This window comes from Neoalteromonas arenosi (assembly GCF_030362855.1).
Classification (GTDB): domain Bacteria; phylum Pseudomonadota; class Gammaproteobacteria; order Enterobacterales; family Alteromonadaceae; genus Alteromonas_E; species Alteromonas_E arenosi.
Map to the genome: position 1 here is coordinate 198,705 of NZ_JAUCBP010000002.1, position 25,895 is coordinate 224,599.

24 protein-coding genes and 1 other RNA gene are annotated in these 25,895 nt (G+C 47.4%); 15 read left to right on the forward strand and 10 right to left on the reverse strand.

Annotation, left to right across the window (positions count from 1 at the left end):
* The first annotated feature begins 39 nt into the window (after nucleotides 1-39).
* The 8 genes from aceE to QTP81_RS02930 all read left to right on the forward strand — a co-directional run bounded on the left by aceE (nucleotide 40) and on the right by QTP81_RS02930 (nucleotide 9,930).
* Nucleotides 40-2,712: a pyruvate dehydrogenase (acetyl-transferring), homodimeric type gene (aceE, locus tag QTP81_RS02895; protein WP_289363598.1), complete on the forward strand. Its 2,673-nt coding sequence runs from the start codon at nucleotides 40-42 to the stop codon at nucleotides 2,710-2,712.
* A 19-nt stretch (nucleotides 2,713-2,731) separates the two neighbouring features.
* The gene (gene aceF / locus QTP81_RS02900; protein WP_289363599.1) at nucleotides 2,732-4,699 is read left to right on the forward strand and encodes a dihydrolipoyllysine-residue acetyltransferase; all 1,968 of its coding nucleotides are present in this window, start codon (nucleotides 2,732-2,734) and stop codon (nucleotides 4,697-4,699) included.
* A gap of 136 nt (nucleotides 4,700-4,835) precedes the next feature.
* Entirely contained in the window at nucleotides 4,836-6,257 is a 1,422-nt protein-coding gene (gene lpdA, locus QTP81_RS02905) for a dihydrolipoyl dehydrogenase (protein WP_289363600.1), read from the forward strand.
* 126 nt (nucleotides 6,258-6,383) lie between these two features.
* Nucleotides 6,384-7,100: a PepSY domain-containing protein gene (locus QTP81_RS02910; RefSeq protein WP_289363601.1), complete on the forward strand. Its 717-nt coding sequence runs from the start codon at nucleotides 6,384-6,386 to the stop codon at nucleotides 7,098-7,100.
* Nucleotides 7,081-7,365, forward strand: a complete 285-nt coding sequence (locus tag QTP81_RS02915) for a DUF1289 domain-containing protein (protein ID WP_289363602.1) — start codon at nucleotides 7,081-7,083, stop codon at nucleotides 7,363-7,365. Before QTP81_RS02910 ends, QTP81_RS02915 begins: the two co-directional genes overlap by 20 nt.
* A 99-nt stretch (nucleotides 7,366-7,464) precedes the next feature.
* Nucleotides 7,465-8,292, forward strand: coding sequence for an HDOD domain-containing protein (locus QTP81_RS02920; protein ID WP_289363603.1), 828 nt, complete (start codon nucleotides 7,465-7,467; stop codon nucleotides 8,290-8,292).
* A gap of 16 nt (nucleotides 8,293-8,308) precedes the next feature.
* Nucleotides 8,309-9,115: a DUF481 domain-containing protein gene (locus QTP81_RS02925; protein WP_289363604.1), complete on the forward strand. Its 807-nt coding sequence runs from the start codon at nucleotides 8,309-8,311 to the stop codon at nucleotides 9,113-9,115.
* 80 nt (nucleotides 9,116-9,195) lie between these two features.
* Entirely contained in the window at nucleotides 9,196-9,930 is a 735-nt protein-coding gene (locus QTP81_RS02930) for a DUF481 domain-containing protein (protein ID WP_289363605.1), read from the forward strand.
* A 69-nt stretch (nucleotides 9,931-9,999) separates the two neighbouring features.
* On the opposite strand, the gene serA is transcribed toward QTP81_RS02930, so the two are convergent.
* From serA to ssrS, 6 genes are all read right to left on the reverse strand, one after another.
* Nucleotides 10,000-11,229, reverse strand: coding sequence for a phosphoglycerate dehydrogenase (gene serA / locus QTP81_RS02935; protein WP_289363607.1), 1,230 nt, complete (start codon nucleotides 11,227-11,229; stop codon nucleotides 10,000-10,002).
* Nucleotides 11,230-11,329: 100 nt separating this feature from the next.
* Nucleotides 11,330-11,986: a ribose-5-phosphate isomerase RpiA gene (gene rpiA, locus QTP81_RS02940; RefSeq protein ID WP_289363608.1), complete on the reverse strand. Its 657-nt coding sequence runs from the start codon at nucleotides 11,984-11,986 to the stop codon at nucleotides 11,330-11,332.
* 390 nt (nucleotides 11,987-12,376) lie between these two features.
* Entirely contained in the window at nucleotides 12,377-12,961 is a 585-nt protein-coding gene (locus QTP81_RS02945; protein WP_289363609.1) for a 5-formyltetrahydrofolate cyclo-ligase, read from the reverse strand.
* Nucleotides 12,962-13,010: 49 nt separating this feature from the next.
* Entirely contained in the window at nucleotides 13,011-13,952 is a 942-nt protein-coding gene (locus QTP81_RS02950) for a nucleoside hydrolase (RefSeq protein ID WP_289363610.1), read from the reverse strand.
* Nucleotides 13,953-13,975: 23 nt separating this feature from the next.
* Entirely contained in the window at nucleotides 13,976-14,869 is an 894-nt protein-coding gene (locus QTP81_RS02955; RefSeq protein WP_289363611.1) for a ribokinase, read from the reverse strand.
* Nucleotides 14,870-14,889: 20 nt separating this feature from the next.
* Nucleotides 14,890-15,071: non-coding RNA, 6S RNA (ssrS, locus tag QTP81_RS02960), on the reverse strand.
* Nucleotides 15,072-15,169: 98 nt separating this feature from the next.
* Between ssrS and QTP81_RS02965 the strand changes: the two genes are divergently transcribed.
* Genes QTP81_RS02965 through QTP81_RS02980 form a run of 4 tightly spaced genes read left to right on the forward strand, consistent with a single transcriptional unit; the run spans nucleotide 15,170 to nucleotide 19,543 of the window.
* A complete protein-coding gene (locus QTP81_RS02965) occupies nucleotides 15,170-15,769 on the forward strand; it encodes a UPF0149 family protein (RefSeq protein ID WP_434532965.1) in 600 nt (199 codons plus the stop codon).
* A 5-nt stretch (nucleotides 15,770-15,774) separates the two neighbouring features.
* A complete protein-coding gene (gene pepP / locus QTP81_RS02970; protein WP_289363613.1) occupies nucleotides 15,775-17,109 on the forward strand; it encodes a Xaa-Pro aminopeptidase in 1,335 nt (444 codons plus the stop codon).
* A 14-nt stretch (nucleotides 17,110-17,123) separates the two neighbouring features.
* Nucleotides 17,124-18,374: an FAD-dependent monooxygenase gene (locus QTP81_RS02975; RefSeq protein ID WP_289363614.1), complete on the forward strand. Its 1,251-nt coding sequence runs from the start codon at nucleotides 17,124-17,126 to the stop codon at nucleotides 18,372-18,374.
* The gene (locus tag QTP81_RS02980; protein ID WP_289363615.1) at nucleotides 18,374-19,543 is read left to right on the forward strand and encodes an FAD-dependent monooxygenase; all 1,170 of its coding nucleotides are present in this window, start codon (nucleotides 18,374-18,376) and stop codon (nucleotides 19,541-19,543) included. The genes QTP81_RS02975 and QTP81_RS02980 overlap by 1 nt, the downstream gene beginning before the upstream one ends.
* A gap of 15 nt (nucleotides 19,544-19,558) precedes the next feature.
* Here QTP81_RS02980 and QTP81_RS02985 read toward each other — a convergent pair whose 3' ends face one another.
* Nucleotides 19,559-21,118, reverse strand: a complete 1,560-nt coding sequence (locus QTP81_RS02985; RefSeq protein ID WP_289363617.1) for an amidohydrolase family protein — start codon at nucleotides 21,116-21,118, stop codon at nucleotides 19,559-19,561.
* A 68-nt stretch (nucleotides 21,119-21,186) separates the two neighbouring features.
* Nucleotides 21,187-21,711, reverse strand: a complete 525-nt coding sequence (locus tag QTP81_RS02990; protein ID WP_289363619.1) for a rhodanese-like domain-containing protein — start codon at nucleotides 21,709-21,711, stop codon at nucleotides 21,187-21,189.
* A 70-nt stretch (nucleotides 21,712-21,781) separates the two neighbouring features.
* Here QTP81_RS02990 and QTP81_RS02995 point away from each other — a divergent pair, with 70 nt between their 5' ends.
* Together QTP81_RS02995 and QTP81_RS03000 are read left to right on the forward strand one after the other, a co-directional pair.
* Nucleotides 21,782-22,123 carry a carboxymuconolactone decarboxylase family protein gene (locus QTP81_RS02995; RefSeq protein ID WP_289363621.1) on the forward strand — a complete coding sequence of 114 codons (342 nt, stop codon included), beginning with the start codon at nucleotides 21,782-21,784 and terminating at the stop codon, nucleotides 22,121-22,123.
* 58 nt (nucleotides 22,124-22,181) lie between these two features.
* Complete coding sequence (locus tag QTP81_RS03000) at nucleotides 22,182-23,300, forward strand: alkaline phosphatase D family protein (RefSeq protein ID WP_289363622.1); 1,119 nt, start codon at nucleotides 22,182-22,184, stop codon at nucleotides 23,298-23,300.
* Between the two features lie 64 nt (nucleotides 23,301-23,364).
* On the opposite strand, the gene QTP81_RS03005 is transcribed toward QTP81_RS03000, so the two are convergent.
* The gene (locus QTP81_RS03005; protein ID WP_289363624.1) at nucleotides 23,365-23,718 is read right to left on the reverse strand and encodes a hypothetical protein; all 354 of its coding nucleotides are present in this window, start codon (nucleotides 23,716-23,718) and stop codon (nucleotides 23,365-23,367) included.
* Between the two features lie 87 nt (nucleotides 23,719-23,805).
* Entirely contained in the window at nucleotides 23,806-24,672 is an 867-nt protein-coding gene (locus tag QTP81_RS03010; protein ID WP_289363626.1) for a LysR substrate-binding domain-containing protein, read from the reverse strand.
* Nucleotides 24,673-24,805: 133 nt separating this feature from the next.
* Here QTP81_RS03010 and gcvT point away from each other — a divergent pair, with 133 nt between their 5' ends.
* Nucleotides 24,806-25,885 (forward strand): glycine cleavage system aminomethyltransferase GcvT, encoded by a 1,080-nt coding sequence (gene gcvT, locus QTP81_RS03015; RefSeq protein ID WP_289363628.1) that lies wholly within the window; start codon nucleotides 24,806-24,808, stop codon nucleotides 25,883-25,885.
* Nucleotides 25,886-25,895: the final 10 nt, after the last annotated feature.

Here is a 25,895-nt window from a genome sequence, read left to right on the forward strand (position 1 = left end):
CAGTTTATAACTTGTAAAATGTGAAAATAGGACAGCACCATGGCAGATATGATGCAGCATGACCAAGACCCACTCGAAACTCAAGAGTGGATAGATTCTCTTGAGTCAGTCTTAGAAAACGAAGGGGTAGAGCGTGCTCACTTCTTACTCGAATCTTTGATCGAGAAAGCACGTCGCAACGGGGCTCACTTGCCCTACGATGCTACCACTGCGTACATCAATAGTATTCCGGCTGGGCAAGAACCCACGATGCCAGGTGATCAAACTATTGAAACTAAGATCCGCAACGCGATCCGTTGGAATGCGTTGATGATGGTTTTACGCGGGTCAAAGAAAGATCTTGAACTCGGTGGCCATATCTCCAGTTTTGCATCATCAGCGATGTTATACGATGTGGGCTTTAACCACTTCTTCCGTGCGCCAACCGATGACAATGGCGGTGATTTCTTGTTTGTACAGGGGCATGTATCACCTGGCATTTATTCTCGTGCATTCATTGAAGGTCGTTTGAGCGCCGGACAGCTCGATATGTTTCGTCAAGAAGTAGACGGCAAGGGGGTTTCCTCTTACCCTCATCCTAAGTTGATGCCTGACTTTTGGCAGTTCCCAACCGTATCTATGGGCTTGGGACCAATGCAGGCAATTTATCTTGCGCGTTTCTTAAAGTATTTGACTAATCGCGGCTTGAAAGACTGTTCTAATCAACGCGTATGGTGCTTCATGGGTGATGGTGAAGTTGACGAGCCAGAAAGCTTGGGGGCGATCGGTTTGGCATCGCGTGAAAACCTCGACAACTTAACCTTTGTGATTAACTGTAACTTGCAGCGCCTAGATGGTCCGGTGCGTGGTAATGGTAAAATCATTCAAGAGCTAGAAGGGACTTTCCGCGGTGCAGGTTGGGAAGTAATTAAAGTTATCTGGGGACGTTATTGGGATTCTTTATTGGCCCGCGACACGTCAGGCAAGTTACTCGATCTCATGAACGAGACTGTAGACGGTGAATACCAAAACTACAAAGCAAAGGGCGGCGCATACACGCGTGAAAACTTCTTTGGCAAGTATCCCGAGTTGAAAGATATGGTTGCCAATATGTCAGACGAAGATATCTGGCGTCTCAACCGCGGTGGTCACGACCCCGTTAAAGTTTACGCGGCTTATAAGCGTGCTACTGAAACCGAAGGTCGCCCACAGGTTATCCTTGCCAAGACTGTTAAAGGATACGGTTTAGGCGAAGCTGGTGAGGGTAAAAATATTGCCCACAACGTTAAAAAGATGGATACAGAATCGGTTAAGAAATATCGAGACCGCTTTAATATTCCATTGTCTGATGAAGAGTGTGCCGATTTAAGTTACTACCGTTTTGATGAAGATAGCCCTGAAATGCGCTATCTACGTGAGAAGCGTGAAGCTCTGAACGGCTACATGCCCGTGCGTCGCGAGAACAGTACTGAAGAGTTACCAGCGCCACCGCTGAAAGCATTTGAAGCTATTACCAAAGGTTCAGGTGATCGCGAGATTTCCACAACTATGGCTTTTGTTCGTGTGCTAACCGTCATGCTAAAAGACAAGCAAATAGGTTCACGTGTGGTCCCAATCATCCCTGATGAGGCCCGTACCTTTGGAATGGAAGGTTTATTCCGCCAAGTCGGGATCTACAGTAATTCTGGACAAAAATATATCCCACAAGACAAAGACCAGGTGGCTTACTACCGCGAAGACAAGAAAGGTCAAGTGTTACAAGAAGGCATCAACGAATTAGGTGCAATGTCGTCTTTTGTGGCAGCTGGCACGTCGTACTCGCTAAACAACTTGCCGATGTTACCTGTGTATATCTACTACTCAATGTTTGGTTTCCAACGCGTGGGTGATATGGCATGGGCTGCTGGTGATTCGCAGACGAGAGGCTTTTTGGTCGGCGGTACAGCGGGTCGTACAACGCTAAACGGTGAAGGTTTGCAGCACCAAGACGGACACAGTCATATTCAAGCGGGCTTGATCCCGAACTGTGTATCTTATGATCCAACCTTTGGTTACGAAGTTGCTGTGATTGTCCAAGACGGTATTCGCCGAATGTTAGAGAATCAAGAGAACGTGTTCTATTACCTCACAGTGATGAATGAAAACTACGTTCAACCCGAAATGCCCAAAGGTTGTGAAGAGGGTATTATCAAAGGTATTTATCCGCTTGAAAAAGTGGGCAATGCCAATGCCAAGAAGAAAGTGAAACTGCTGGGCTCTGGTACCATTTTGCTACAAGTCCAAAAAGCCGCTCAAATTCTTCACGATGAGTTTGGCGTTGCCTGTCAGGTATACAGTGTAACTTCATTCAATGAGCTGGCGCGCAACGGCCAAGACGTAGAACGAGAAAATATGCTCAACCCAGACGGCAAGCAAGCCAAACCCTATATCACGGAAGTGTTAGAAGAAGGGTTTGAAGGACCAACGATTGCCGCCACTGACTATATCAAAAACTACAGCGACCAAGTTCGCGCCTTTGTGCCGGGAAGTTATCGCGTGCTAGGGACTGACGGCTTTGGTCGTTCTGACAGTCGTGCGAACTTACGTCGTCACTTTGAGGTAGACGCTGCTCACATTGCTTATGCGTCGTTGTATGAGCTGTACAAAGCGGGTTCGATAGACGCGAAGACCCTGGCGAAAGCGGCTAAATCGCTGGATATTGACCCAGCTAAACCCAACCCGTTTTACGCTTAAGCTGACAGGGAGAAGATAAATGAGCACTAAAGAAGTATTAGTACCTGATGTCGGTGATGATGAAGTTGAAGTTATCGAACTCTGTGTCGCAGAAGGCGATGAAGTCGCCGAGGATGACTCACTGGTCACTGTCGAAAGTGATAAAGCCAGTATGGATATACCGGCGCCATTTGCAGGTAAGGTGGCGAGCCTCAAGGTTAAGGTCGGCGACAAAATCAAACAGGGCGATTTGCTGGCTGAACTCAGTGCCGCAGACGCAGCCGAGTCTGCATCAGAAGCGCCTGCTGCAGAAGAAAAAGACGCTGCGGACGAAGTGCCAGCAACTGCTGAGCCTGAATCTTCAGCAGCAGATAATGCTAGCGCTGGCGGCTCGGTGGTAACCGTAAAAGTACCTGACATTGGGGATGCCGCTGATGTAGATATCATCGACGTTTTAGTCAGTGTTGGTGATAGCGTCGCAGAAGAAGACGGTTTGATCACATTGGAAACGGATAAAGCCACAATGGATGTGCCAGCTCCGCAAGCGGGGGTGGTTAAGTCTATTGCGGTTAAAGTTGGCGATAAGGTATCAGAAGGTTCAGTGGTATTAGAGTTAGAGAGTGCTTCGGGTTCGTCAAATAAGGCACTTGAAAGTACCCCTGCACCAGCCGCCACAAAAGCGGAAGCGCCAGCAAGCGGAGCAAGCGAAGTCATTGAGGTAACGGTGCCCGATATCGGTGATGCCACAGATGTTGATGTTATTGAAGTGTTGGTTGCCGAAGGTGATTCCGTTGCAGAAGAAGACGGTTTGATCACATTGGAAACTGATAAAGCCACAATGGATGTGCCCGCGCCACAAGACGGTGTTGTTAAGGCACTTAAAATTAAAGTAGGCGACAAAGTGTCCGCTGGCAGTTTAGTGTTAACCCTTGAAGTTCAAGGTGCAGCGCCAGCGCCTGCTGCTGAGTCAGCAGCGCCTAAAGCCGCACCAGCAGAAGCGGCGCCAACCGCGCAAGCTGCTGCACCTAAGCCGCCGCCCGTACCGCATCATCCATCAGCAGGCGAGAAGAAGCCGTCAGGTAAAGTACACGCTTCGCCTTCTGTACGCCGTTTAGCGCGCGAGTTTGGCGTTGACTTAACCCAGGTCAGCGGGACAGGCTCAAAAGGCCGTATTTTAAAAGAAGATGTTCAGTCTTATGTGAAGTACGAGTTGTCACGACCGAAGATGACACCAGGCGCCAATGTATCTGCCGGCGGTGGCGGTTTACAAGTACTTGCTCCACCCAAGGTAGATTTCAGTAAATTTGGTGAGGTTGAAGAAGTACCGCTAACGCGTATTCAGAAGATTTCTGGCCCTAATTTACATCGAAACTGGGTGACGATCCCCCATGTTACGCAGTTTGAAGAAGCCGACATTACTGACTTAGAAGCATTCCGCAAAGAGCAAAATGCGGTTGCTGAAAAGCGTAAGCTTGGCGTTAAAATCACGCCTTTGGTATTTATGATGAAGGCTGTAGCTGATGCACTTAAGGCTTATCCGGTGTTCAATACATCGCTGTCTGAATCGGGTGAATCGTTAATTCAGAAAAAATATTATCACATCGGTATTGCAGTGGACACGCCGGGAGGTTTGGTCGTTCCAGTGGTTCGAGACGTCGACAAGAAGGGCGTGTTGGAGCTATCCCGCGAATTGATGGATATCAGTGTGAAAGCGCGCGATGGAAAATTAAAAGCGGCTGATATGCAGGGCAGTTGTTTCACAATTTCTAGTCTTGGTGGTATCGGAGGTACGGCCTTTACCCCGATCGTCAATGCACCGGATGTCGCCATATTGGGCGTATCGAAAAGCGAAATGAAGCCGAAATGGAATGGCAAGGAATTCGAGCCGCGTTTAATGCTGCCGTTATCGCTGTCCTACGACCATCGTGTTATTGACGGTGCGGTTGCGGCAAGGTTTGCTGTACACCTTAGTAATGTCTTGGGCGATTTACGTCAGATTTTACTGTAAACATAGGATTTCAGTGTGATAAGCGTTTATTTCACTGAATATTTTTGCACATCCGAGCGCAGGCGATTAGAATCTGCGCAAGCGTATGCCTTGGCAGTTACAAGGCAGTGTGTTTTGGAATTTAATTGAGGTCGTAATGAGCGAAATAAAAACTCAGGTAGTAGTGTTAGGTGCTGGTCCTGGTGGTTACTCAGCTGCATTTAGAGCAGCGGATTTAGGTTTGGATGCAGTGGTCGTTGATGCGCGTGAAACGCTAGGTGGCGTCTGTCTTAATGTAGGGTGTATTCCTTCTAAAGCATTGCTGCACGTAGCTAAAGTCATTCAGGAAGCAAAACATCTATCAAGCCACGGCGTTACTTTTGGCGAGCCGACATTTGACCTCGATAAAATTCGCGCTTGGAAAGACAGTGTTGTAAACCAGTTAACCAAAGGTCTAGCTGGCATGTCGAAAATGCGCAAAGTTAAGCATGTCCAAGGCTACGGTAAATTTACCGGCGCCAACACACTTGAAGTAGAAGGCAAAGATGGCAAAACCACAATCACCTTTGAACACGCTATCATTGCTGCGGGTTCTGAGCCAGTTTCGTTGCCGTTTATTCCCGCTGATGATCCTCGCGTAATTGATTCAACTGGCGCACTCGAAATGGCCGACATTCCAGAGAAGATGTTGGTACTAGGTGGCGGTATCATTGGTTTGGAAATGGGGACAGTGTACAACGCGTTAGGCTCAAGCATCGACGTAGTGGAGTTCCTAGACCAGCTTATTCCAGCTGCTGACAAAGATATCGTTAAGGTCTATACCAAAACGTTGAAAGGCAAGTTTAATCTTATGCTTGAAACTAAGGTAACTGCGGTTGAAGCGAAAGACGACGGCTTGTACGTGTCATTCGAAGGTAAGAAAGCCCCGGCAGAGCCAGTGCGCTATGACAAAGTACTTGTTGCGGTTGGTCGTAAACCAAACGGTAAGTTAATCGACGCTGAAAAAGCCGGAGTTAACGTCGATGAGCGTGGTTTCATCAATGTTGATAAGCAATTGCGCACTAACGTTAGCCACATTCACGCCATTGGTGATGTGATAGGGCAGCCGATGCTGGCGCACAAAGCAGTACACGAAGGTCATGTTGCGGCAGAAGTTATTGCGGGTAAGAAGCACTACTTTGACCCGCGCTGCATTCCTTCAGTAGCTTACACTGAGCCAGAAGTAGCTTGGGTAGGTTTAACCGAGAAAGAAGCCAAAGAGCAGGGTGTTAACTACGAATCTGCAACTTTCCCATGGGCAGCATCAGGACGAGCGATTGCGTCGGCAGCGACCGATGGTATGACGAAGATGATCTTCGACAAAGACACTGGCCGCGTTATCGGTGGTGCGATTGTGGGTACTAATGCCGGTGAAATGCTGGGTGAAATTGGTCTTGCTATCGAGATGGGGGCGGATGCTGAAGATGTTGCATTGACTATCCATGCTCACCCAACCTTGAACGAATCGATCGGTTTGGCTGCTGAAATTTTTGAAGGTAGCATTACAGACATGCCGAATCCAAAAGCGAAAAAACGCTGAGTTCGGAATCACTAATAAATAGCAAAACAGCGCCCTTGGGCGCTGTTTTTTTATGTGTCTCGACGACAAAATATGCTTTACTAGCCAAAAGGTTGGTCGCACGTATGACGTATGTAGAGGTGAACAATGCGGATTTGGATGAAACTGCACAAATGGATTGGTGTGCTGATTGGTATTCAGGTCTTGTTGTGGATCGCTGGTGGCTTATATATGAGCGCGGTGCCGCTTAACTGGGTGCATGGAAAGCCCCTTGTAGCACCACACCCTGCTGTTGAGTTAGCAGATTCATCAAATACTATACCATATACCATTAATCCGGCTGATTGGCACCGTGTAGAGTGGACTATGAGAATTGAACAGCCAGTCCTGAAGCTAACAGATTTCGATGGTCATACCGTATTTATGGATGCCACAAGTAATACCCAACAAATGCTCGAGCCTTTGTCGGTGGAGCAGTTATTGGCATTTATTAAGCGCCAATACCTTGGCAACGGAAATCTACAAAGTATGTATTGGGTAGAGCAGCCGCCGGCAGAAGCGTCTGGGATACAATTCCCCGTTTATACCGCGCAGTTTGATGATTGGATAAATACCACGTTTTATATTCACCCATATACTGGACAGGTGCTCAAGGTACGCAGCGATATTTGGCGATTGTTTGATATTTTCTGGATGTTGCATATCATGGATTATGAAACGCGCGACAACTTTAATAATCCACTACTTATCATCGCTGCAATAATCGCTTTGTTTTTCACTGTTACAGGAATGGTACTTACCGTATCTTGGATAAGACGAAGCCTGCGATACAACCGAACTTGGTATGGCAAAAAAAGCACCTAATCCTCAACTTGCCCAACTGGAATTTTTCGATATTCCCAGCCCTTGTGTTGGTGTGTGTGAAGCTAACGAGCGAGGTTTCTGTAAAGGTTGTTTTCGCAGTCGTGAAGAACGCATTTATTGGCCACAGATCAATGATGCAGCTAAGCGTATTATTATCCAACAATGTCAGCGCCGCGCTCGCGCCGCTCGGGCCAAAAAAGCAGGGCAATCAGTGAGCAATCAAGGGCAGGGGGATCTGTTTGGCGATGACATGAGCGGAGAATAATTATTCATGTCAGAAATATGCGTTTAGGCTGGAAAAAAGCCTTAAGCCAAGCATTTATTGAGGGTATAATATAGCGGATTTGAAGTGTTGAGGTATTTCATGGCTATCGAGAAGTTCGCTGATCAAGCATCTGAGTCGTTTACTATGCCCGAAGTTTGCGTAAAACTGCGAGCGATGTTAGACGACGGCAAGCATGATCTCGATGATATCGCTCAATTGATAGTTGTTGATCCCAACCTCAGTGCCAAGGTCTTGCGATTAGCTAATAGCGCATTATTCAGGTTTCCAAGCCAAATCAGCTCGGTGACTAAAGCGATCAGTGTAATTGGTGGTGAAGCCCTCTACAACATCGTTATGGCTGAAACAGCATCGCTGGCGTTTAAACACTTTGACTCCCAATTAGTTGATATTGAGCGGCATTGGCATAATTCAGTGTATTGCGGTATGGCTGCGAAGCACACAGCGTTGATATTAAAGAAGCGCGCCAGTGACCGATTTTTTGCTATGGGGATCCTCCAAGGATTGGCAGATTTAGTGATCGCTAAAAATGCCGCAGACACTTTTCGCAAAATTAACCACCCCGACGCCAAAGGCTTACCATGGCAACGTCAACAGCACGAGTTGGGGTTTGCTTTCGCGCAATGTAGTGGTGCGATATTAGAGCGCTGGAAACTGCCATTACCGCTGTATTATCCCATTGCGCAAATGCACAACACCGCTCGCGTCAAGCAAGATGCCGATGTCGCGATTATGACGTTCGCTGCCCAGTTAACAGAATACCAAGCGAATGCGGAACGTTACCGCGCGTTAAAGCTTTGGGAAGACGATACTCAACCTGCGCTAGCGCTAACTGATGAGCAGATAGAATCAATTATCGATTCGACTGAGAAAGATACCGCTCGCGTAGCGAGTATGATCCTGCAATAACAACTAAAACAGTACTATGAAAAAGCAGCTAATACTTTTGGCCGGTAGCGTTTTGTTTTGTAACCAAGCATCAGCTGCCACGAATATCATGAAATCTCTGTATGTTGCAGATTTTGACGTGGGCTCAGATACAGCAGTTGAAGAAGGTTTCACCTTGGAAGGGGAGTTTGGTTTTCTCACCGCTTCAGGTAATACCAATGCTGCAAGCATTAAAGGTGCGCTAAGCGCTGACCAAGAGACGCAGAATTGGAGTAATCAGTATCGTTTAGAGATGCTTTACAAAGAAAGTGAAGTAGAGCGCGAGGGCGAAAATATTCGCGATGTGACCGCTCAACGGTTCTACAGCACCGTGCAAATGGATTACAAACTAGGAAATCCTGATCATCGTTTGTTTGTATTTGGTGAGTACGACAACAACCGTTTTAGCGCCTATCAGTATCAAGCGGCAATAGCTGCTGGCTGGGCACAAAAGGCCATCGATGAAGATGACTATCAATTTCGCTACAGCATTGGACCGGGTTACGGCATTGCCATTGATCATGATGGTGACACCGATAATGAAAATCATGGTTTTATCGTTCGCGCGTCAGTTGAGTATAAACAACAGTTAGCCACTGGCGCAAAATTGCGTCAGTTTTTGAGTACTGAAGCGAATAGTGATGCAACCCGTTCACGCTCTGAGACCTCAATTTCAGCGCAAATCATGGATTCATTGGCTATGAAGCTGTCGTTTATTATGAACTATAACAGCGGCATGAATGACGCGGGTCAAGACAACTTGGATACCGAAACGTCAATTGCGTTGGTGTATCAATTCTTTTGATTGCACCACAGACTAAAAAACATACAATAGCGGTGTTAACACACTGATGGGCCAAAACAGATTAACTACAAGGAAATGAGATGAAAAAATTACTAATTGCAACGGCTGTTCTGGCCTCGTTTGCCGCCACCGCAGAAGACGATAAGACGTTTACAATGGACGGTGAGTTCGGCCTGATTTTTACCACTGGTAACACTGAGACAACATCGGTGAACGCAGGTTTGAAAGCGACTCAAGAGTTACAAGGTTGGAGCAACGAATATTTAGTTCAAGGCTTGTACAAGCAGGACCAAGTGACTAACGCAGACGGCGAAGAAGTCGATGAAACAACCGCACAAAAACTTTTTGCTTCTGCGCAAGGTAACTACAAGTTAGAAAACCCTGATCACCGTATCTTTGTGTTCGGTTCATACGAAGATGATCGGTTCAGCAACTTTAAGTCGCAAACTACAATCGCTGCTGGTTGGAACCAGAAAGTATGGGAAGACGATACCAGTAGTTTCGACTACAGTATTGGTCCAGGTTATTCTTTCGCTGAAACGCAAGCCGGTGAAGATTTTGACAGTGTGATTGTACGTGGCGCATTTAACTATGCGTGGTTTATTTCTGATACCTCAAAATTCACCCAGACATTCAGTACTGAAATTGGTTCAGACAATACTAAATCTCGTGCGGTTACAGCACTAACAGCGAAAATTAGCGGCAATCTTTCGATGAAGTTATCGCTTAAACTCGACCATAACTCTGATGTTGCTGACGACGTTGATAACCTAGACACTGAAACTGCAGTGACGTTGGTATATAGCTTCTTTTAAGTGACGCTAAGAGCAAACAAAAAAGGAGAGCAGATGCTCTCCTTTTTTATGTCTGGCGATTCGTTTTGCTTAGTGCAGAATACGCGACTTGATTGTGCCTTCAATTTTTTCTAACTCAGCAAATGCTTCATCCGCACGATTAGCCTCAACGTCAATCACCACATAACCAATATTTTCGTTGGTTTGCAGATACTGTGCAAGAATGTTGATTTGTTTATCGGCAAACGCTTGGTTGATTTGCGTAAGTACTCCTGGCTGGTTAGTGTGAATATGCAGCAGGCGCGATGTGTCGGTGTGCGCTGGCAGCGATACTTCAGGGAAATTAACAGCCGATAATGTCGAGCCATTATCGCTGTATTTAGCCAGTTTACCGGCAACTTCGATGCCGATATTTTCTTGCGCCTCTTGAGTACTACCGCCAACATGCGGTGTCAGAATACAGTTATCAAATTGGCGTAATGGTGATTCGAACTCTTCGTTATTGGACTTTGGTTCAACCGGAAAAACGTCGATTGCAGCGCCGTTGAGCTTTTTGCTTGCTAAGGCTTCGACTAGCGCCGGGATATCAATAATGGTGCCGCGGGCGGCATTGATCAAAATTGCGCCATCTTTCATTTGGGCAATTTCTTTAGCGCCAATCATGTCTTTAGTTTGTGCCGTTTCCGGCACGTGTAACGTCACTACATCAGAAGTGTTGAGTAATTTTTTCAGACTTTTAACTTGGCTAGAGTTACCCAATACTAGCTTGTCTTCGATATCGTAAAACTGTACGCGCATACCTAAATGCTCAGCTAAAATGCTCAGCTGCGTGCCAATATGACCATAACCGATAATACCCAGTGTTTTACCGCGAGCCTCATAAGATCCGATAGCACTTTTAAGCCATTCGCCGCGGTGCGCTTTGGCGTTTTTCTCAGGGATTCCGCGCAACAAAAGAATGATTTGGCCTAGCACTAATTCAGCGACTGAGCGCGTATTTGAGAAGGGAGCGTTAAATACCGGTATTCCACGCGCTTGGGTCGCGTTGAGATCAACCTGGTTGGTACCAATACAAAAGCAACCTATGGCAACCAGTTTTGATGCCGCAGCGATGACATTAGCGCTTAACTGTGTTCTAGAGCGAATACCAATAAAGTGCACATCTTTGATCTTCTCAATCAGCTCATCTTCAGGTAGTGATGTCTTGAGACTCTCAATATTGTGATAGCCGTTATTATTCAGGGTTTCTACTGCACTGGGGTGTAAACCCTCAAGTAGTAGTATTTTGATTTTGTCCTTTGGCAGTGACACTTTGCTCATAACGATTGATTCTCTAACAGAATTGAAAAGCAGACATCTGGACGTCTAAACGAATCGGCAAAATACCAGATGTCAGCAGATCTTAAAAGCCTTATTTGCGTTATTTTACGGTTTCTACGCCATTGTCAGTACCAACTAGCACAACATCTGCGCCACGCATGGCAAATAGGCCATTGGTTACTACACCAACGATATTGTTGAGCTTGCGTTCTAAATCGCTCGGTTCGAGAATGGTGAGGTTGTGTACGTCTAAAATCACGTTACCATTGTCAGTCACCACGTTTTGACGATAAACCGGATCGCCGCCGAGTTTTACGATTTCGCGAGCCACGTACGAACGCGCCATGGGAATAACTTCCACGGGCAGTGGAAATTTACCCAAAACTGGTACTTGCTTGGTGTCGTCAATAATACAAATAAACTGTTTCGCCACGGCCGCGACAATTTTCTCGCGCGTAAGCGCAGCTCCGCCACCTTTGATCATTTGCTTGTGCTCGGTGATTTCATCTGCACCATCAACATAGATATCTAATTCACTGACGCTGTTCAAATCGAACACCTCAATACCCAGGGCGCGTAGGCGAGCTGTTGAAGCATCAGAGCTTGAAACTGCGCCTTGAATATCGTTTTTCATTGATGCCAATGCGTCGATAAAATGATTGACCGTAGAACCTGTGCCAACACCAATAATACTGTCTGGTGTGACATAGGATACAGCGGCCATTGCGACGGCTTTTTTCTTCTCATCTTGGGTCATGGTAGGGCCTTCTCTTTAAGTTTGCGCTAGTGTACTCCAAGGGCTGAGATTGTTGTATTGATTTTCCTTATATCGTGATTTAGTCGAAGATGCTCGTCATCCCGGCGGAGGCCGGGACCTCCTTGGAATTACGGTAATTATCTAGGAACCATCAACCAGCGAGGTTGAAACCCGCCTTTAGCAGCAATTGTGCACTCTAAAACTGCAACACGCTGTGAATACATCCATGTAAGCTTGGCGCCGTCATCCATGACGGCGACAGTTACATTTTTAGAGTACACAATTACTGCAACGGCTGAGCCAAGGTAAGAATCTAGATTTTGAGTTAACGGCGAAGCAGGGATTACTAGGGTGCTTGAGGCTGGGTTTCCGCATTAGCGGGAATAAAGATTAAAAGGAACTAAACCCACTTGGAGTGAAGATCCCCGCTAACGGCACATCCCAAGGCTCGATAGGAATGTCCTCACACAGCTGAATATCGTGGGCAACACCGATGAGTTTGGCTGTGTGTGGATTGCTCGATAGGGTTGTATCGTAATAGCCACCGCCCATACCCAAACGATGGCCATGGAGATTAAACGCCACCAACGGTAGTAAAATGTGACTAATATCGGCAAGTGGAACAAGACCATTCTGGTTAAAAACTGGCTCTGGTATACCGTATGTGTTGTCACGCAACTGGGTTGAACTGTCGTATCTGGCAAATACCAACTGACGCGTATTATTGGGATCGACAATGGGTAATACGGTCGTGATATCTCGTTGCCAACAAAGCGCTAAGATAGGTGCAATATCAATCTCGCCATCGTTGGCCAGATAACCGGAAACAACGCTAGGATTTACTTTATCAAGGTAGGTGGCAACATGTGTTAGTAAGGCATCACTGGCACTTTGCTGTTGCTGCGCAGTTAAGCCGCGTCGCAATGCGCGATAATGATGCCGTAAGGCTTTCTTTTCAGAGGTTGGAGTCGACATGTAAGTGACGTACCTGACTCGACGTAATCATCGAGTCAGGTATTGCTATTTACAGTGCGTAAGTATCAATAAACAGCTGGGTTAATCGCGCGTGATCAACGCCAGTTGCGACTTTGATCTTTTTCGCGTCTAACCATAGTGGGCTGGCGGTAGTACCTTCTGGTGCGACACTTGTTTGCCCCCGATTTAGCGGATCAGTCGAGACGCGTGCATAACCTTCGGTAATTTCAAACAAGCTTTCATCAATCATATAAGCAAGTGGGAAGGCATCGTGGAAGAAACATACGCGGTCTTCTCGATTCTGTGAGTAAAAATCGGTGTAGAATTGCGCTGACTTTTGTACAAAGCCGCCGAGTTTTTCGTTCTTGTCGGCCAGCGTATCCATAAAGCTCGGATCAAACGGGACGTTGTTTGTGACGTCTAGACCGAACATGGTTAGGTCCCAATCGGCTGAAAAAACGATATCCGCAGCATATGCGTCATTCCAGATGTTAGCTTCGGCTACTGGCGTAACGTTGCCGCGCACAAAAGCCGCACCGCCCATAATTTTGACGCCTTTTACTAACTTCGGCAATTCCGGATCGAGGCGCAGAGCTAACGCAAGATTGCCTAGCGGTCCGATAGCGACAATTGTCACTTCACCGGGGTTAGCGCGCACCGTGTCAACAATAAATTGCGCGGAGCTGCGCGGATCAAGCGGCTTATCAGACGCCGGAAAGTCGATTTCACCAAAACCATCGGCACCGTGCACAAAGTGCGCATAGGTAGATTCTGGACCAACCCAGGGCATGCCAACGCCCTTGGTTACAGGTATATCTTGGCCAGCTAAATCACACAGCGTTACTGCGTTACGCGCTGACATTTCTACCGGCACGTTACCAAATACGGTTGTTAGACCAAGTACTTCAATATCAGGCGATTGAAAGGCAAAGAAGATTGCCATTGCATCATCGATACCGGGATCGGTGTCTAAAATAATTTTATGAGCCATACATTGTGTCCATGTAAGATTTATTAGGTGTGTTTTGCCACAAACTTATTAACTTTATCGAGGTCTGGGATAGACTGTGCAGCCCCATCTACCATAACCGCAAGTGCTGATGCAGCACAGGCCCGAACCAGTGCTTGCTTGGCATCAGTGTGTTTAGTGTATGCCGCTAAGAAGTAACCAATGAAGGTATCACCGGCCGCAGTCGTATCAACCGCATCAACAACAAACGCAGGTACTTCAATACGTTGTCCTTTGCGCAGCATCACCACGCCGCGTTTCCCCAGTGTGATAATGACTTCGCCGTGTTGCCAATTGTTATGAAAGTATTCTTCCATTGCGGCTAAATCATCAGTACCCGCGAACTCTGCCGCCTCAACTTCGTTAACGATCAACAAATCAATGCACTCCAGTGGCAGAGATTTTACTGACTCAGTCATAGGTGCAGGGTTAAACGCAACTTTCAAACCGCTTTCTTTGGCTTGAGTTAAGACGTCTTCAATTGCTGAGGTCTCGTTTTGAGTTAGTACCCAATCTTCTGATTTGGATGAATCTAACGCGGCCAAAACGGTTTTGGCATCCAGTTCTTGATTAGCACCACCAAATAACACAATGGCATTTTCACCGCTGGGTGTTACTTGGATGATGGCATGCCCTGAAGGCGTCTCAGAACATTGCACATGCTTACAATCAATACCGTGTTTGATAAGCGTTTGTTTAATATGCGCATCGTTGGTGTGAATGCGTCCAACATGACGCACATCGGCACCGGCCTTAGCTAGGGCAATCGACTGGTTGGCACCTTTGCCGCCCAACAATTGCTGATACTGGGCGGACGCTAGTGTCTCACCGGGTTGAACAAAGTGTTCTACGTGATATACGTGATCAATATTGATCGAACCGAAATTGATAACCGCCATTCTGTTCCTGTCAAAATAGGGTGTCTCCCAAAATACCGCTGTCCACTGTTCGCCCGTGAACCGAAAGTTCAGGGCGGAAATATCATCACGACCGCAGGCTTCTCGATACGAGCCGAGCTTGCACAAAAGCCGTCGAATCAACTTCCTAGTTTAATAGCATCGGCCAGGGACATGAATGGACTGGCAAATATCCCAGGAGACATAATTTATTGTCATTAATCCGCAAAGGGTATCTCAAACGCATGCAAGGTGAAAGCAGATCATATTTTTGCGTGGGCAGGAAACGGCAAATTTGCTAGCATGTTGCGGAATAACTTAAGTTTATGTGAGTCTTTTTTGAGCGATTTAAATTACGAAACGTTCTCTGCCCTACTTGCGCAGAATAAAGTGTTAGCAGATGCGGCTGAAATCCAAGGCCTGATGTGCGGTATGATGGCGGGTGGCATGTCCCTTACCGATCGCAATTGGTTGCCAGCCATTGCAGATATGTTTAACGCAGGTGAGTCGTTTGGCGCTGAGCTAAGCCAAGCTTTGCAATCGGTATTTGATGAAGTCGTCCAACAAATGCTCGATAGTGATTTTGCCCTTGTGTTGATGTTACCGGATGATGCTGCGCCGATTAATGAACGCGGTGCTGCGTTGATTGCCTTTGTGCAAGGCTTTATGACCGGTTTTGGTTTACATCAAAACGATCTAACAGCTTGTTCAGACGACGTCAAAGAGGCACTCGAGGACTTTTCGGAAATTGTTAAAATGGAAGACCAAATGACTGAGGATGAAGAGTCGGAGCAGGCCCTTTTTGAAGTGCAAGAGTACGTGCGAGTCTCTGCAATGCTGTGTTTTAATGAGTTGGGTCAATCGCCACTGGATGACTCCGAAGCGCCACCAACCGTACACTGATCATTATGCACACTGCCAATTTCTTAGAGCCGCAATTTCACTTGGCGCAACGGCTTACATTATTGCGTCAGTTTAAACCCAACAGCGTGTGTGTTGTGCCGGCTGCACGACTGCAAACACGCAGTAATGACACCGAGTATTTATTTCGCCAAGACAGTGATTTCTGGTATCTGACCGGTTTTCACGAACCTGATGCCTGGTTGATCTTGTCGAATAGCAAAGACTACGACTATGAGTTCAGTGTACTGGCTTGTTTACCCAAAGATGAGCATGCGGAGATTTGGCAAGGCCGTCGCGTTGGCCCTGAAGCCGCGGTGGACAAATTTTTAGTCGATGATAGTTGCTCAACAGATGAGATTGAGTGGGCACTGCACGACATCATCAATGGTCACGATAATCTCTATTTTGCCCTTGGCCAAGATGCGCAAGCGGATGAGTTGGTGCAGTCAGTATTGGAGAAATTGCGCAGTGCACCCAAACAGTCAAAACAAGCGCCAGCGACGATTATCGATGTTCGTCCAATGTTGCATGAGATGCGCTTGATTAAACAACCCGACGAAATAGCGGTGATGCGTCAAGTCGCACAGATATCCTCGGCCGCTCATTGCCGTGCGATGCGCGAAGTATCTCAAGCGCAATACGAGTATCAGCTGGAAGCGGCTATATTGCATGAGTTCGCCTGTAACGGCGCACGCCATGCGGCATACAACTCAATTGTGGGTAGTGGCGAAAATGCCTGCATATTACACTACAACGAGAATGATGCGGCCCTGCAAAGCGGTGACTTGGTGTTGATTGACGCGGGCGCTGAACTTTATGGTTATGCCGCTGATATCACCCGAACGTTCCCCGTGTCTGGTCGGTTCAGCGAATCACAAAAAGCCCTGTATCAGCTGGTCTTAGACGCGCAATTGGCGGCACTTAATGAACTCAAACCGGGCAGTACCATCTCGCAAGCAATGATGGCCTGTTTACAGGTATTGGTTGCAGGTTTAGTCAAGCTTGGCATTCTCAGCGGCGACGTCGATACCTTGATTGAAGAAAAAGCCTACCAGCCTTATTTTATGCATGGATTAGGACATTGGTTGGGCCTGGATGTGCATGATGTTGGCATCTACAAAATAGACGGTAGTGATAGACCACTGCAACCGGGCATGGCGTTGACCGTTGAGCCAGGACTTTACATCAGTGCGAATGCTGAAGTGCCAGTGGAGTATCGCGGTATTGGGATCCGAATCGAAGATGATATCGTTATAACTGCACAAGGTCATGAAGTCCTCACCGCCGGCGTTCCCAAAACGGTTGAAACGATTGAGGCCTTGATCAACGCACCAGCCTAATACGGAGTCGTTAAGTGACCATTGGAACAGCTCATCAATTTGACATTGCCATCGTTGGTGGCGGTACCGTGGGGATTTCTCTGGCATTGGGCTTACTGCGCGATACTGAGCTTTGCATCGCCGTCATCGAACCCAATAAGTTTCAGAAAACCACTGACCATCCGGGGTTTGACAGTCGCTGTTTAGCCTTGGGTAATAGTAGTTTCGAGTATTTAACCGGGTTGTTAAGTAACGTGAGTACAGACGCGAAACCATCGTTTTCGCATTGTCCAATCACACATATTCAGGTCTCTGATCGCGGTTTTGTCGGCAAGTGTAATCTGAGTGCCAAAGAGCTGAATGTCGCGCAGATGGGTATGGTGGTGCCGATCAATGAATTGGGGCAAGTGTTATATGCAGATTTTCACGCGGCATTGGCACGCTACCCTGAGCGCTTAAGCCTGGTTTGTCCTGCGACCATTGAAGCGGCGACGCAGCAGCGGGATGCTGTTGCGCTTACCCTATCTACACAAGAGCAATTGGCAGTAAGTATGCTCGTACTGGCCGATGGCGGTCGCTCACCACTGCGACAACAGTTGGGTTTTACAGAACATAGCGAGGATTACAACCAAACCGCAATTATTGCCAACGTGCAGATGCAGCAGCCACATGCCAATCGCGCTTTTGAGCGATTCACCGAGAACGGTCCCATCGCGCTATTGCCGCTAGAGGATTTTGTCGGTAGTGACACCCAATATGCCGGTTGTACCTACTCATTGGTATGGACAGTAGCGTCTGCAGAGAGTGAGTTATTGCAGCGTTTACTCAGTGACGATGCGTTTTTTGTGCAGCAACTACAACACTATATTGGTCAACACCACGGGCGTTGTGTAAAAGTCAGTGAACGGGCCAGCTACCCATTGGCATTACGCTACACCGAGCAGGTACAGCAACACCGGTGCGTAGTGGTTGGTAACGCAGCGCAAACACTGCACCCAATTGCGGGACAAGGGTTTAACCTAGGTCTGCGCGATGTCATAGATTTAGTCGCACTGACGGCGAAAACTGATAAAGATGAGCTCGGTAGTTGGCAACACTTACACCGTTACGCAACGCTACGAAAGCCCGATCGAGATTTGTTGATGTCTGCAACTGATACGCTTGTACGCAGTTTTTCCAATCACTATTGGCCATTAGTATTGGGCCGTAATTTAGGCTTGCAAACTATGAACAGCATGGCAATGCTACGAAACAATTTTGCGCGTCGCGCTATGGGATACCGTTAATGGTTAAAGTGGATATTACTATTGTTGGTGGCGGTATGGTGGGGTTGGCACTCGCTGCTCAACTCAAATCTAGTGGTTTATCTATTGCGGTGATAAATAATCGTCCGATAGCTCGAGCTCTGCCCAACATCACAGAGTCGCGAGTTTCGGCTATTAATGTGGCTTCACAGGCGATGTTAGAAAAAGTGGGGGCATGGGCACTACTGCAATCAGAGCGATTTTGCCCATACACCGGCATGCAGGTATGGGAGCAAGACAGCTTTGCCAAGATTAGCTTCGCTACTGAGCAAACGGGACAGCAATGCTTAGGTACCATTGTTGAAAACCAAAATATCGTCAATGCGCTGTATCAAGTGGTTAGTCAGCAAGCGAATGTAAAGCTGCTAGAGAACTGCCAAATCGAGCGCATTCACTACAGCGACGATGAAGCAATACTGACATACAACAATGGAGAGTTGCTCACCACTCGATTGCTTATTGGCGCTGACGGTGCTGAATCTCAAGTGCGCAAGTCGAAACAAATACCCTTGACCTTCTGGTCGTATGATCAACAGGCAATAGTCGCAACAATAAACACCGAAAAAACGCATGACAATATTGCGCGGCAAGCGTTTACGCCCTTTGGACCGCTAGCCTTTTTACCGCTTAACGAGCCTCATCAATGCTCGATTGTATGGTCGCAAGATACCGAGCGCGCGAGTGAGCTAATGGCGCTCGATGAGCAGCAGTTTACTCAACAGTTAGCGGTTGCCAGTGATATGCAATTAGGGCCTTGTCAGTTAGCTAATCAGCGCGTTTCTATTCCATTGACCATGCGCTATGCACGCGAGTGGCTCAATGGACCGGTGGTATTAGTGGGCGATGCCGCTCACACCATTCATCCACTCGCAGGGCAGGGCGTTAATTTAGGCTTTCAAGATACAGTAATGCTGGCTGAGAGCCTAAATAATCTTGGTGCAGGGCAGTTGAGTGATCGCCGAGTATTACGCGCTTATGAACGCAGCCGCAAGGCCGAGGCTGCGAAGATGATTGCGACTATGGAAGGCTTCAAGCAGCTATTCTCTGGTCGCGATCCGGTCAAAAAGCTGATTCGCGGTATTGGGATGCGCGCTGTTAACGATATGCCTATGGTTAAACAGCGCTTAATTGAACAAGCGATGGGACTTTGATACGCCGGTCGTGTCTCACTCTGCTGGTTGTTTGGCTTCCGCCACAATGGCGCGTACATCACTCAGTAGCTGTTGTGCATCGTAAATGATGCCGTCTTTGATGGTGTACACCACACCTTTGGTTTGCACCGGCTGATTATTGTCATCAAGGCGATAATGGCCCGTGCCGTATAGCACTTTGAAGTTGTGTAATGGGTTTTCACCTACAACCACTAAGTCAGCTTTTTTGCCGATAGTGATAGAGCCAATCTCGTTTTCTAAGCCCAAGGCTTCGGCGCCGTTAAGTGTTGCAGCTTGCAAGACTTCTAGCGGATGAAAACCGGCTTCTTGGAGCAGCTCCAATTCACGGACATAACCAAAGCCATAAATCTTGTAGATATAACCTGAATCGGAGCCAGTTGTTACGCGCCCGCCGTGATTTTTATAGTCGTTGAGAAACGCCATCCAGCGCTGAAAGTTTTGTTTCCACGCAATCTCATCTGCCGTTGTCCAATCAAACCAGTAGGACCCGTGCGCATAACGGCTCGGGGTAAAGAAATCCCACAGCGTTGGTAATGTGTAATCTTCATGCCACTCAGCGAAACGCTCGCGCATCAAGTCACGACTCGCTTCATAAATCGTCATGGTCGGGTTGATGGTGAAATCCAGTGCAATAAGCTCATCGCGCACAGAATTCCACTGCTCAGAGCCGGGCTCTGCCGCTTGTAACCATAATCGACCCGCTTCCGCGAAGCGATGTTGTTCGTTGTTATAATTGTAAGCGGCTGGATAGTCTTGTATCACACGATCCGCAAAAAGTGCCTCAGGTAGCCCGTACCAGTGCTCCATGGTGGTTAACCCCAAACGCGCAGAGTCTAACGCATTCATACTCATTACGTTGAGCTGAGCATGGTGCATCATGGTGCCCAGCCCCTGCTTTTTGGCCTCATCCAGTGCCGCCTGCATAACTGGCAACGACGCACCAAAAAACTTAACCCCTAAGGCGCCGTCGCGTTTTGCTTGGCGCATCCACTCACGAGCAAGCTTGGGTGTGGCGACCGGTTTGCGCGCTCCCATGCCAAACCCTAAGTAAGGAATGATCCGCGGTGCGACAATTTGATTCTCAGCGCTGCGCTCAACGTGGTCGAGTACCCAGTCTAAGCCATTAAAGCTGCCAGGCTCACGCACCGTCGTAATGCCATGCGCCATCCATAGCTTAAACACGTATTCGGCAGGGATATTGTCTGCTGAGCCACCAATATGACCATGCATGTCAATAAAGCCGGGTAAAACGAATTGGCCGGTTAAATCGATCTCTATACCGTCTTCATTTAATTCAGGTCGATTGGCAATAATTGGCACGCCGGGGTTACCAACACTGACGATGTTTACAATGCGGTCATTTTCAATCACGATGTCGACCGGGCCACGCGCCGGAGCACCTTCGCCAGTGACCACCGTCACACCTCTAAGGATTAATTGCGAGTAAGGGCCAGCACCCTCATCGGCACGCTTATTTGGCGCGCTAGCACCAGGTGCACCAAGGGTGTTTAAACTGATAAAAAGGACAGCAGCGAAAGCGAGGGTACGGCACATAATAATAACTCTTAATTATTCTGCATTTACCTTAGCACATTCGTTACTAAAACCTAACGTGCGGTTGGTTAGTTTTGGTCTTTTTGATTCCATGGCATTTTTGCTATTAGCACTGTCAGAGGCGATGAACCTGTAACACCGCTTAATAACAAACTAGCGCCAAAAACGACGGGTATCCATGTAAATGCTGGAGCCAAAAAAAGGCTGGCAAGACTGCCACCTAGCACCAATGTTCCGATTGTGATCTGCACTTGCCGGTCTAATGGCATTCCCGACATTTGACCTTGCTCAACCGGTAAACCAGCTGCTTGCCATGCCGCTATTCCACCGTCTAAATTGTAAATGTTAACGGCGCCAGCTGCGGTGACTTTGCTACATGCCGTATTCCCACGAGCGCCTTTCTGACAGTAAATTACAATCGCTTTGTCGGTCTTGGGGAGATGTTCAACCGCAATACTGCCTAAAGGTAATATGGTTGCTCCGTGTAAACGTTGATCGGCAAACTCAGCTGGTTCACGCACGTCTATCAGTTCGGCTTCGCCATTGGCCAGCCATTGCTGTAATTCCATTGGAGAGATGTTTTTGTACTTCATTAGTCACCTGTGTGTTTAGCGGCTAATATTAGCGGTTCAATGCCTTAAATCAAACAACGAGGAACAACCGATGAGTAAATCATATCTTGAAATCACCCAGCGTATTTCAGACAACATGAAAGGCTTGCGCACCAACATCAGCGGCACAATGCAAGGCTTTTCAGCGATGGCAAAAGCAGCCACCGAAGACGGTGTGCTGGACAAAAAAACTAAAGAGCTAATTGCTTTAGCGATAGGCGTGTCAACCCGTTGTGATGGCTGCATTGGTTTTCACGTCAAGGCATTAGTGGGATTGGGCGCAACCAAGGAAGAAATTGAAGAGACCTTGGCGATGGCTATTTACATGGGCGGTGGTCCTTCGCTAATGTATGCCGCGGACGCGATGTTGGCGTTTGAACAGTTTAGCGAATAATCCAAATGATGGGCTCTGCGCGTATTGTTAAGTCAGGTGTTTTAAGGTCAGCTAATAAATGAGTGATAAACAGTTTTTACGTAGGTACTTGCTAGCTTTTATTCTAGTGTTTTGGAGCGGCGTTAGTTTAGCCTCACAATACGATAAATGGCCGGAAACACTAAGTAAGTTGGCGTTGGGGTCTTGCGCAAAAGATCGCATGCCCCAGCCGATTTGGGACGAAATTGGCAAGGCCAGCCCCGAACTGTTCCTGTTTATTGGTGACAATCAATACGCTGATGTTTGGATCCAAGACGGTGATTGGTGGCACTCTGCACCGGTAACGGATCCGGCGCGTTTTGTCGAAGCTTACAACACCGTCGCTGCGAAACCAGAATTTTCACGTTTTCGCGCCAGCGTACCCTTTATGGGCACCTGGGATGACCATGACTATGGCGCCAACGATGCGGGTAAGGAGTTCCCTCTCAAGCGAGAAAGTCAGCAGGCGTTTCTAGATTTTTTTGAATTCGCCAAAGACGACCCAATCCGTCAGCAAGAGGGCATCTATCACGCTCGAACCTTTGGTGAAGCTGGGCAACGCGTACAAATTATCATGCTCGACACCCGTTACCATCGCGACCCGCTCGACCGAAACCCCAAGGGGCGACCTAAAAATAAAGGTCCATACCTACCTACCGATGATACCAGCCGAACACTGCTGGGTGAGGCACAGTGGCAGTGGCTAGAGGAGCAACTTAAGGAACCCGCTGATATTCGTTTTGTGGTATCGAGCATTCAGGTAGTGGCTTATGAACATGCATGGGAGACCTGGGGCAATATGCCTCATGAACGAGAGCGTTTGTATCAATTGATCGCCGATACTAGGGCCAACGGCGTGATATTTTTAACCGGTGACCGCCACCTGGCGGAGATTTCTGTTGAGCGTGGGCAATTGGGTCATCAGCCACCCTATCCACTGTGGGACTTTACAATCAGCGGTATGACGCAACCAAAAAGTGAAGTGAATGAAGCCAACACGTATCGCTTAGGCGGCGTTTTCCGTCAAACTCATTTCGGTACCGTTGAGATCGACTGGACGTCAAAAAAATCACCCATCGTCACATTGACTGTGCTGGATGAGAGCAGCCAAATTCTGAATCAGCAGCAAGTCAATGTCGCAGAGTTGGTCGTTCAGTAAAAAGCGCACCATGAAGCATTAAAAAGGGCGTATCAATACGCCCCTTTTTTTGTGTTAAATCTTGTTAGCCGTCGTTTTTAGAGGCTTTGATTTTTTCAATTTGTTCTTTGGTTAAACGAATAATGCTACCAGGGTAGGGGCGCCCTTGCGGATAGTCCCATTCTTTTGGTGTAACAGACTCGGCAAAGTCTAGGAACGAACGGCACACTTTACGCGTCGGCGCTTGACCTAACTTTTCGGCATAGGCTTCTAAGTAGCGTGGGTCTACATTGCCTTTTTGCAGTAAGCAGTACGCTTCAGTTGAATAGACTTCTTCACCTTCCGCGTGATCATCAGCAACCGCGATTTGACTAAACATCGCTGTGCTTGTGAAAAGCGCTGCAACTAAGGCTTTATATCCAAACATTTTTGCTTTCATAGTGATTCCTGTTGAGTGAATGATTGTTTTACACAACCTTATGGTTCGTTAAAAACTATAGGACAGATATCAGTAATCACAAATTTTTTATGAGCGTGGTAAGCGACTTGCGATAAATTCTGTAAGGGTTTTGCTGATGGTTGCTTGGCTGGATGATTGACGCTGACGAGCAAAATCAAACAAACAAATATGTATGCTGCCTAAATTGGGCAAATAGCGGCGGGATACAACATTGAGATTATCCGGTACACTCCGCCTCGCCAGTGCCGTTATACCGATACCTTGTTTAATAGCCGCGCTGAGACCACTTAAATCGGCATTGGTATAAGCAATGCGCCACGGAATGGTTTGCTGCTTTAAGCGCTCAATCACGCGTGAACGGTAAACACAACCTTCAGGCGCGAGCACGAGTGAAATCATGTCAGATTTAGTTGGTAAGCTGCGATCGCCAATCCATACCATGTCATCTTGCACACTATAATCAGCGTCCTGAGCACGTTCGGGGCCTGTTAACGCCAATACCACGTCAAACTGATTACGCTTATCTTCATTGAGCAAGTCGTAACTCAAGCTTGAGGTCACCTCTAACGCAACATCGGGATACTGCGCAGAGAACTCACCGATGATTGATGGTAATAAGATTGAGGCAAACTCACTGGGGATCCCCAAACGCATACGGCCGCGCAGTGGATCTTGGGTGGTATAGCGAAATACTTCATCATTGATAGCGAGAATTTGCTGGGCTTTGTCTAACAACCAGCGGCCGGTATTGGTCGGCTCGTATCTTTGGCCAACCTTGTGAAATAGCTTTTGCTCTAACTGCTCTTCAAGCTTTTTAATTTGCAAACTAATCGCGGGTTGCGAGCGACCCAGCACATCACCGGCTTTGGCAAACCCACCTTGATTGATGATCGTCACGAAGGTGCGAAGCGTATCCATTGAGAGCTGTTTCAAGATTTACTTACCTAATGTTGGTTGCATTAATACATTAACAATATAAATGTATTGATTTGAATTTCAAATTTGTTTGCTGCGCACTAGCTTTCTATACTTTTTAACAATTTATTGAACAATAGTGGTCACTCGAATGAACCAGAAAACCGCCCTATACACAGCGCACGTCGATCTTGGAGCAAAGATGGTCGATTTCTTTGGCTGGGATATGCCAATCAACTACGGCTCACAAATCGAAGAGCACCATGCCGTTCGTCAAGATGCCGGTATGTTCGATGTATCTCACATGACCATTGTCGATGTGCAAGGCCCGCAAGCACAGGATTATTTGCGCCATTTGTTGGCTAATGATGTAGCTAAGTTAACGGTTAAAGGTAAAGCCCTTTATTCAGGGATGTTGAATGAAGCGGGTGGCGTAATTGACGACCTTATCGTATATCACTTCGATGCGACTAATTACCGCGTAGTTGTAAACTCAGCAACACGTGAGAAAGACTTGAACTGGCTCAATCAACAAGCCGAAGGTTTTGATGTCAACGTAATGCCGCGCGACGAATTCGCGATGATCGCCGTGCAAGGCCCTAAGGCCAAAGAAAAAGCTCATCAGGTTTTCAGCCCGGGCCAGCAAGAAGCGGTTGCAGGCATGAAACCATTCTTTGGCGTACAAGCGGAAGATTTGTTTATCGCTACCACTGGTTATACCGGCGAAGCGGGTTACGAAATTATTGTCAACAAAACTGACGCTATTGCTTTGTGGCAGCGCTTGCTAGAAGCGGGTGTTAAGCCTTGTGGTTTAGGTGCTCGTGATACGTTGCGCTTAGAAGCCGGCATGAACCTTTACGGTCAAGATATGGATGAGACCGTTTCGCCATTGGCGGCGAACATGGGCTGGACTATTACATGGGAGCCCGCAGAGCGCAACTTTGTTGGTCGTAAAGCCTTAGAACAACAAAAGGCCGAAGGTACCGATAAGTTGGTTGGTTTAGTTATGACTGATAAAGGTGTACTTCGCGCAGGCCAAGCAGTGCGCTGCGAAGCCGGTAATGGTGTGGTTACATCTGGCACTTTCTCACCAACATTAGGCCATTCTATCGCTATGGCTCGTGTACCTGCAGCCGTTGGTGACACAGTTGAAGTGGAAATGCGCAAAAAGTGGGTTACAGTATCTGTAGTGAAACCCAGTTTTGTTCGCAATGGCAAAAGCGTTTTATAAATTACCCTCA

Excerpts from the sequence above, each read along its gene's own strand:
- aceE (WP_289363598.1), top strand. The coding sequence starts at position 40 with ATGGCAGATATGATGCAGCATGACCAAGACCCACTCGAAACTCAAGAG.
- aceF (WP_289363599.1), top strand. The coding sequence starts at position 2,732 with ATGAGCACTAAAGAAGTATTAGTACCTGATGTCGGTGATGATGAAGTT.
- lpdA (WP_289363600.1), top strand. The coding sequence starts at position 4,836 with ATGAGCGAAATAAAAACTCAGGTAGTAGTGTTAGGTGCTGGTCCTGGT.
- QTP81_RS02910 (WP_289363601.1), top strand. The coding sequence starts at position 6,384 with ATGCGGATTTGGATGAAACTGCACAAATGGATTGGTGTGCTGATTGGT.
- QTP81_RS02915 (WP_289363602.1), top strand. The coding sequence starts at position 7,081 with ATGGCAAAAAAAGCACCTAATCCTCAACTTGCCCAACTGGAATTTTTC.
- QTP81_RS02920 (WP_289363603.1), top strand. The coding sequence starts at position 7,465 with ATGGCTATCGAGAAGTTCGCTGATCAAGCATCTGAGTCGTTTACTATG.
- QTP81_RS02925 (WP_289363604.1), top strand. The coding sequence starts at position 8,309 with ATGAAAAAGCAGCTAATACTTTTGGCCGGTAGCGTTTTGTTTTGTAAC.
- QTP81_RS02930 (WP_289363605.1), top strand. The coding sequence starts at position 9,196 with ATGAAAAAATTACTAATTGCAACGGCTGTTCTGGCCTCGTTTGCCGCC.
- serA (WP_289363607.1), bottom strand. The coding sequence starts at position 11,229 with ATGAGCAAAGTGTCACTGCCAAAGGACAAAATCAAAATACTACTACTT.
- rpiA (WP_289363608.1), bottom strand. The coding sequence starts at position 11,986 with ATGACCCAAGATGAGAAGAAAAAAGCCGTCGCAATGGCCGCTGTATCC.
- QTP81_RS02945 (WP_289363609.1), bottom strand. The coding sequence starts at position 12,961 with ATGTCGACTCCAACCTCTGAAAAGAAAGCCTTACGGCATCATTATCGC.
- QTP81_RS02950 (WP_289363610.1), bottom strand. The coding sequence starts at position 13,952 with ATGGCTCATAAAATTATTTTAGACACCGATCCCGGTATCGATGATGCA.
- QTP81_RS02955 (WP_289363611.1), bottom strand. The coding sequence starts at position 14,869 with ATGGCGGTTATCAATTTCGGTTCGATCAATATTGATCACGTATATCAC.
- QTP81_RS02965 (WP_434532965.1), top strand. The coding sequence starts at position 15,170 with ATGTTGCGGAATAACTTAAGTTTATGTGAGTCTTTTTTGAGCGATTTA.
- pepP (WP_289363613.1), top strand. The coding sequence starts at position 15,775 with ATGCACACTGCCAATTTCTTAGAGCCGCAATTTCACTTGGCGCAACGG.
- QTP81_RS02980 (WP_289363615.1), top strand. The coding sequence starts at position 18,374 with ATGGTTAAAGTGGATATTACTATTGTTGGTGGCGGTATGGTGGGGTTG.
- QTP81_RS02985 (WP_289363617.1), bottom strand. The coding sequence starts at position 21,118 with ATGTGCCGTACCCTCGCTTTCGCTGCTGTCCTTTTTATCAGTTTAAAC.
- QTP81_RS02990 (WP_289363619.1), bottom strand. The coding sequence starts at position 21,711 with ATGAAGTACAAAAACATCTCTCCAATGGAATTACAGCAATGGCTGGCC.
- QTP81_RS02995 (WP_289363621.1), top strand. The coding sequence starts at position 21,782 with ATGAGTAAATCATATCTTGAAATCACCCAGCGTATTTCAGACAACATG.
- QTP81_RS03000 (WP_289363622.1), top strand. The coding sequence starts at position 22,182 with ATGAGTGATAAACAGTTTTTACGTAGGTACTTGCTAGCTTTTATTCTA.
- QTP81_RS03005 (WP_289363624.1), bottom strand. The coding sequence starts at position 23,718 with ATGAAAGCAAAAATGTTTGGATATAAAGCCTTAGTTGCAGCGCTTTTC.
- gcvT (WP_289363628.1), top strand. The coding sequence starts at position 24,806 with ATGAACCAGAAAACCGCCCTATACACAGCGCACGTCGATCTTGGAGCA.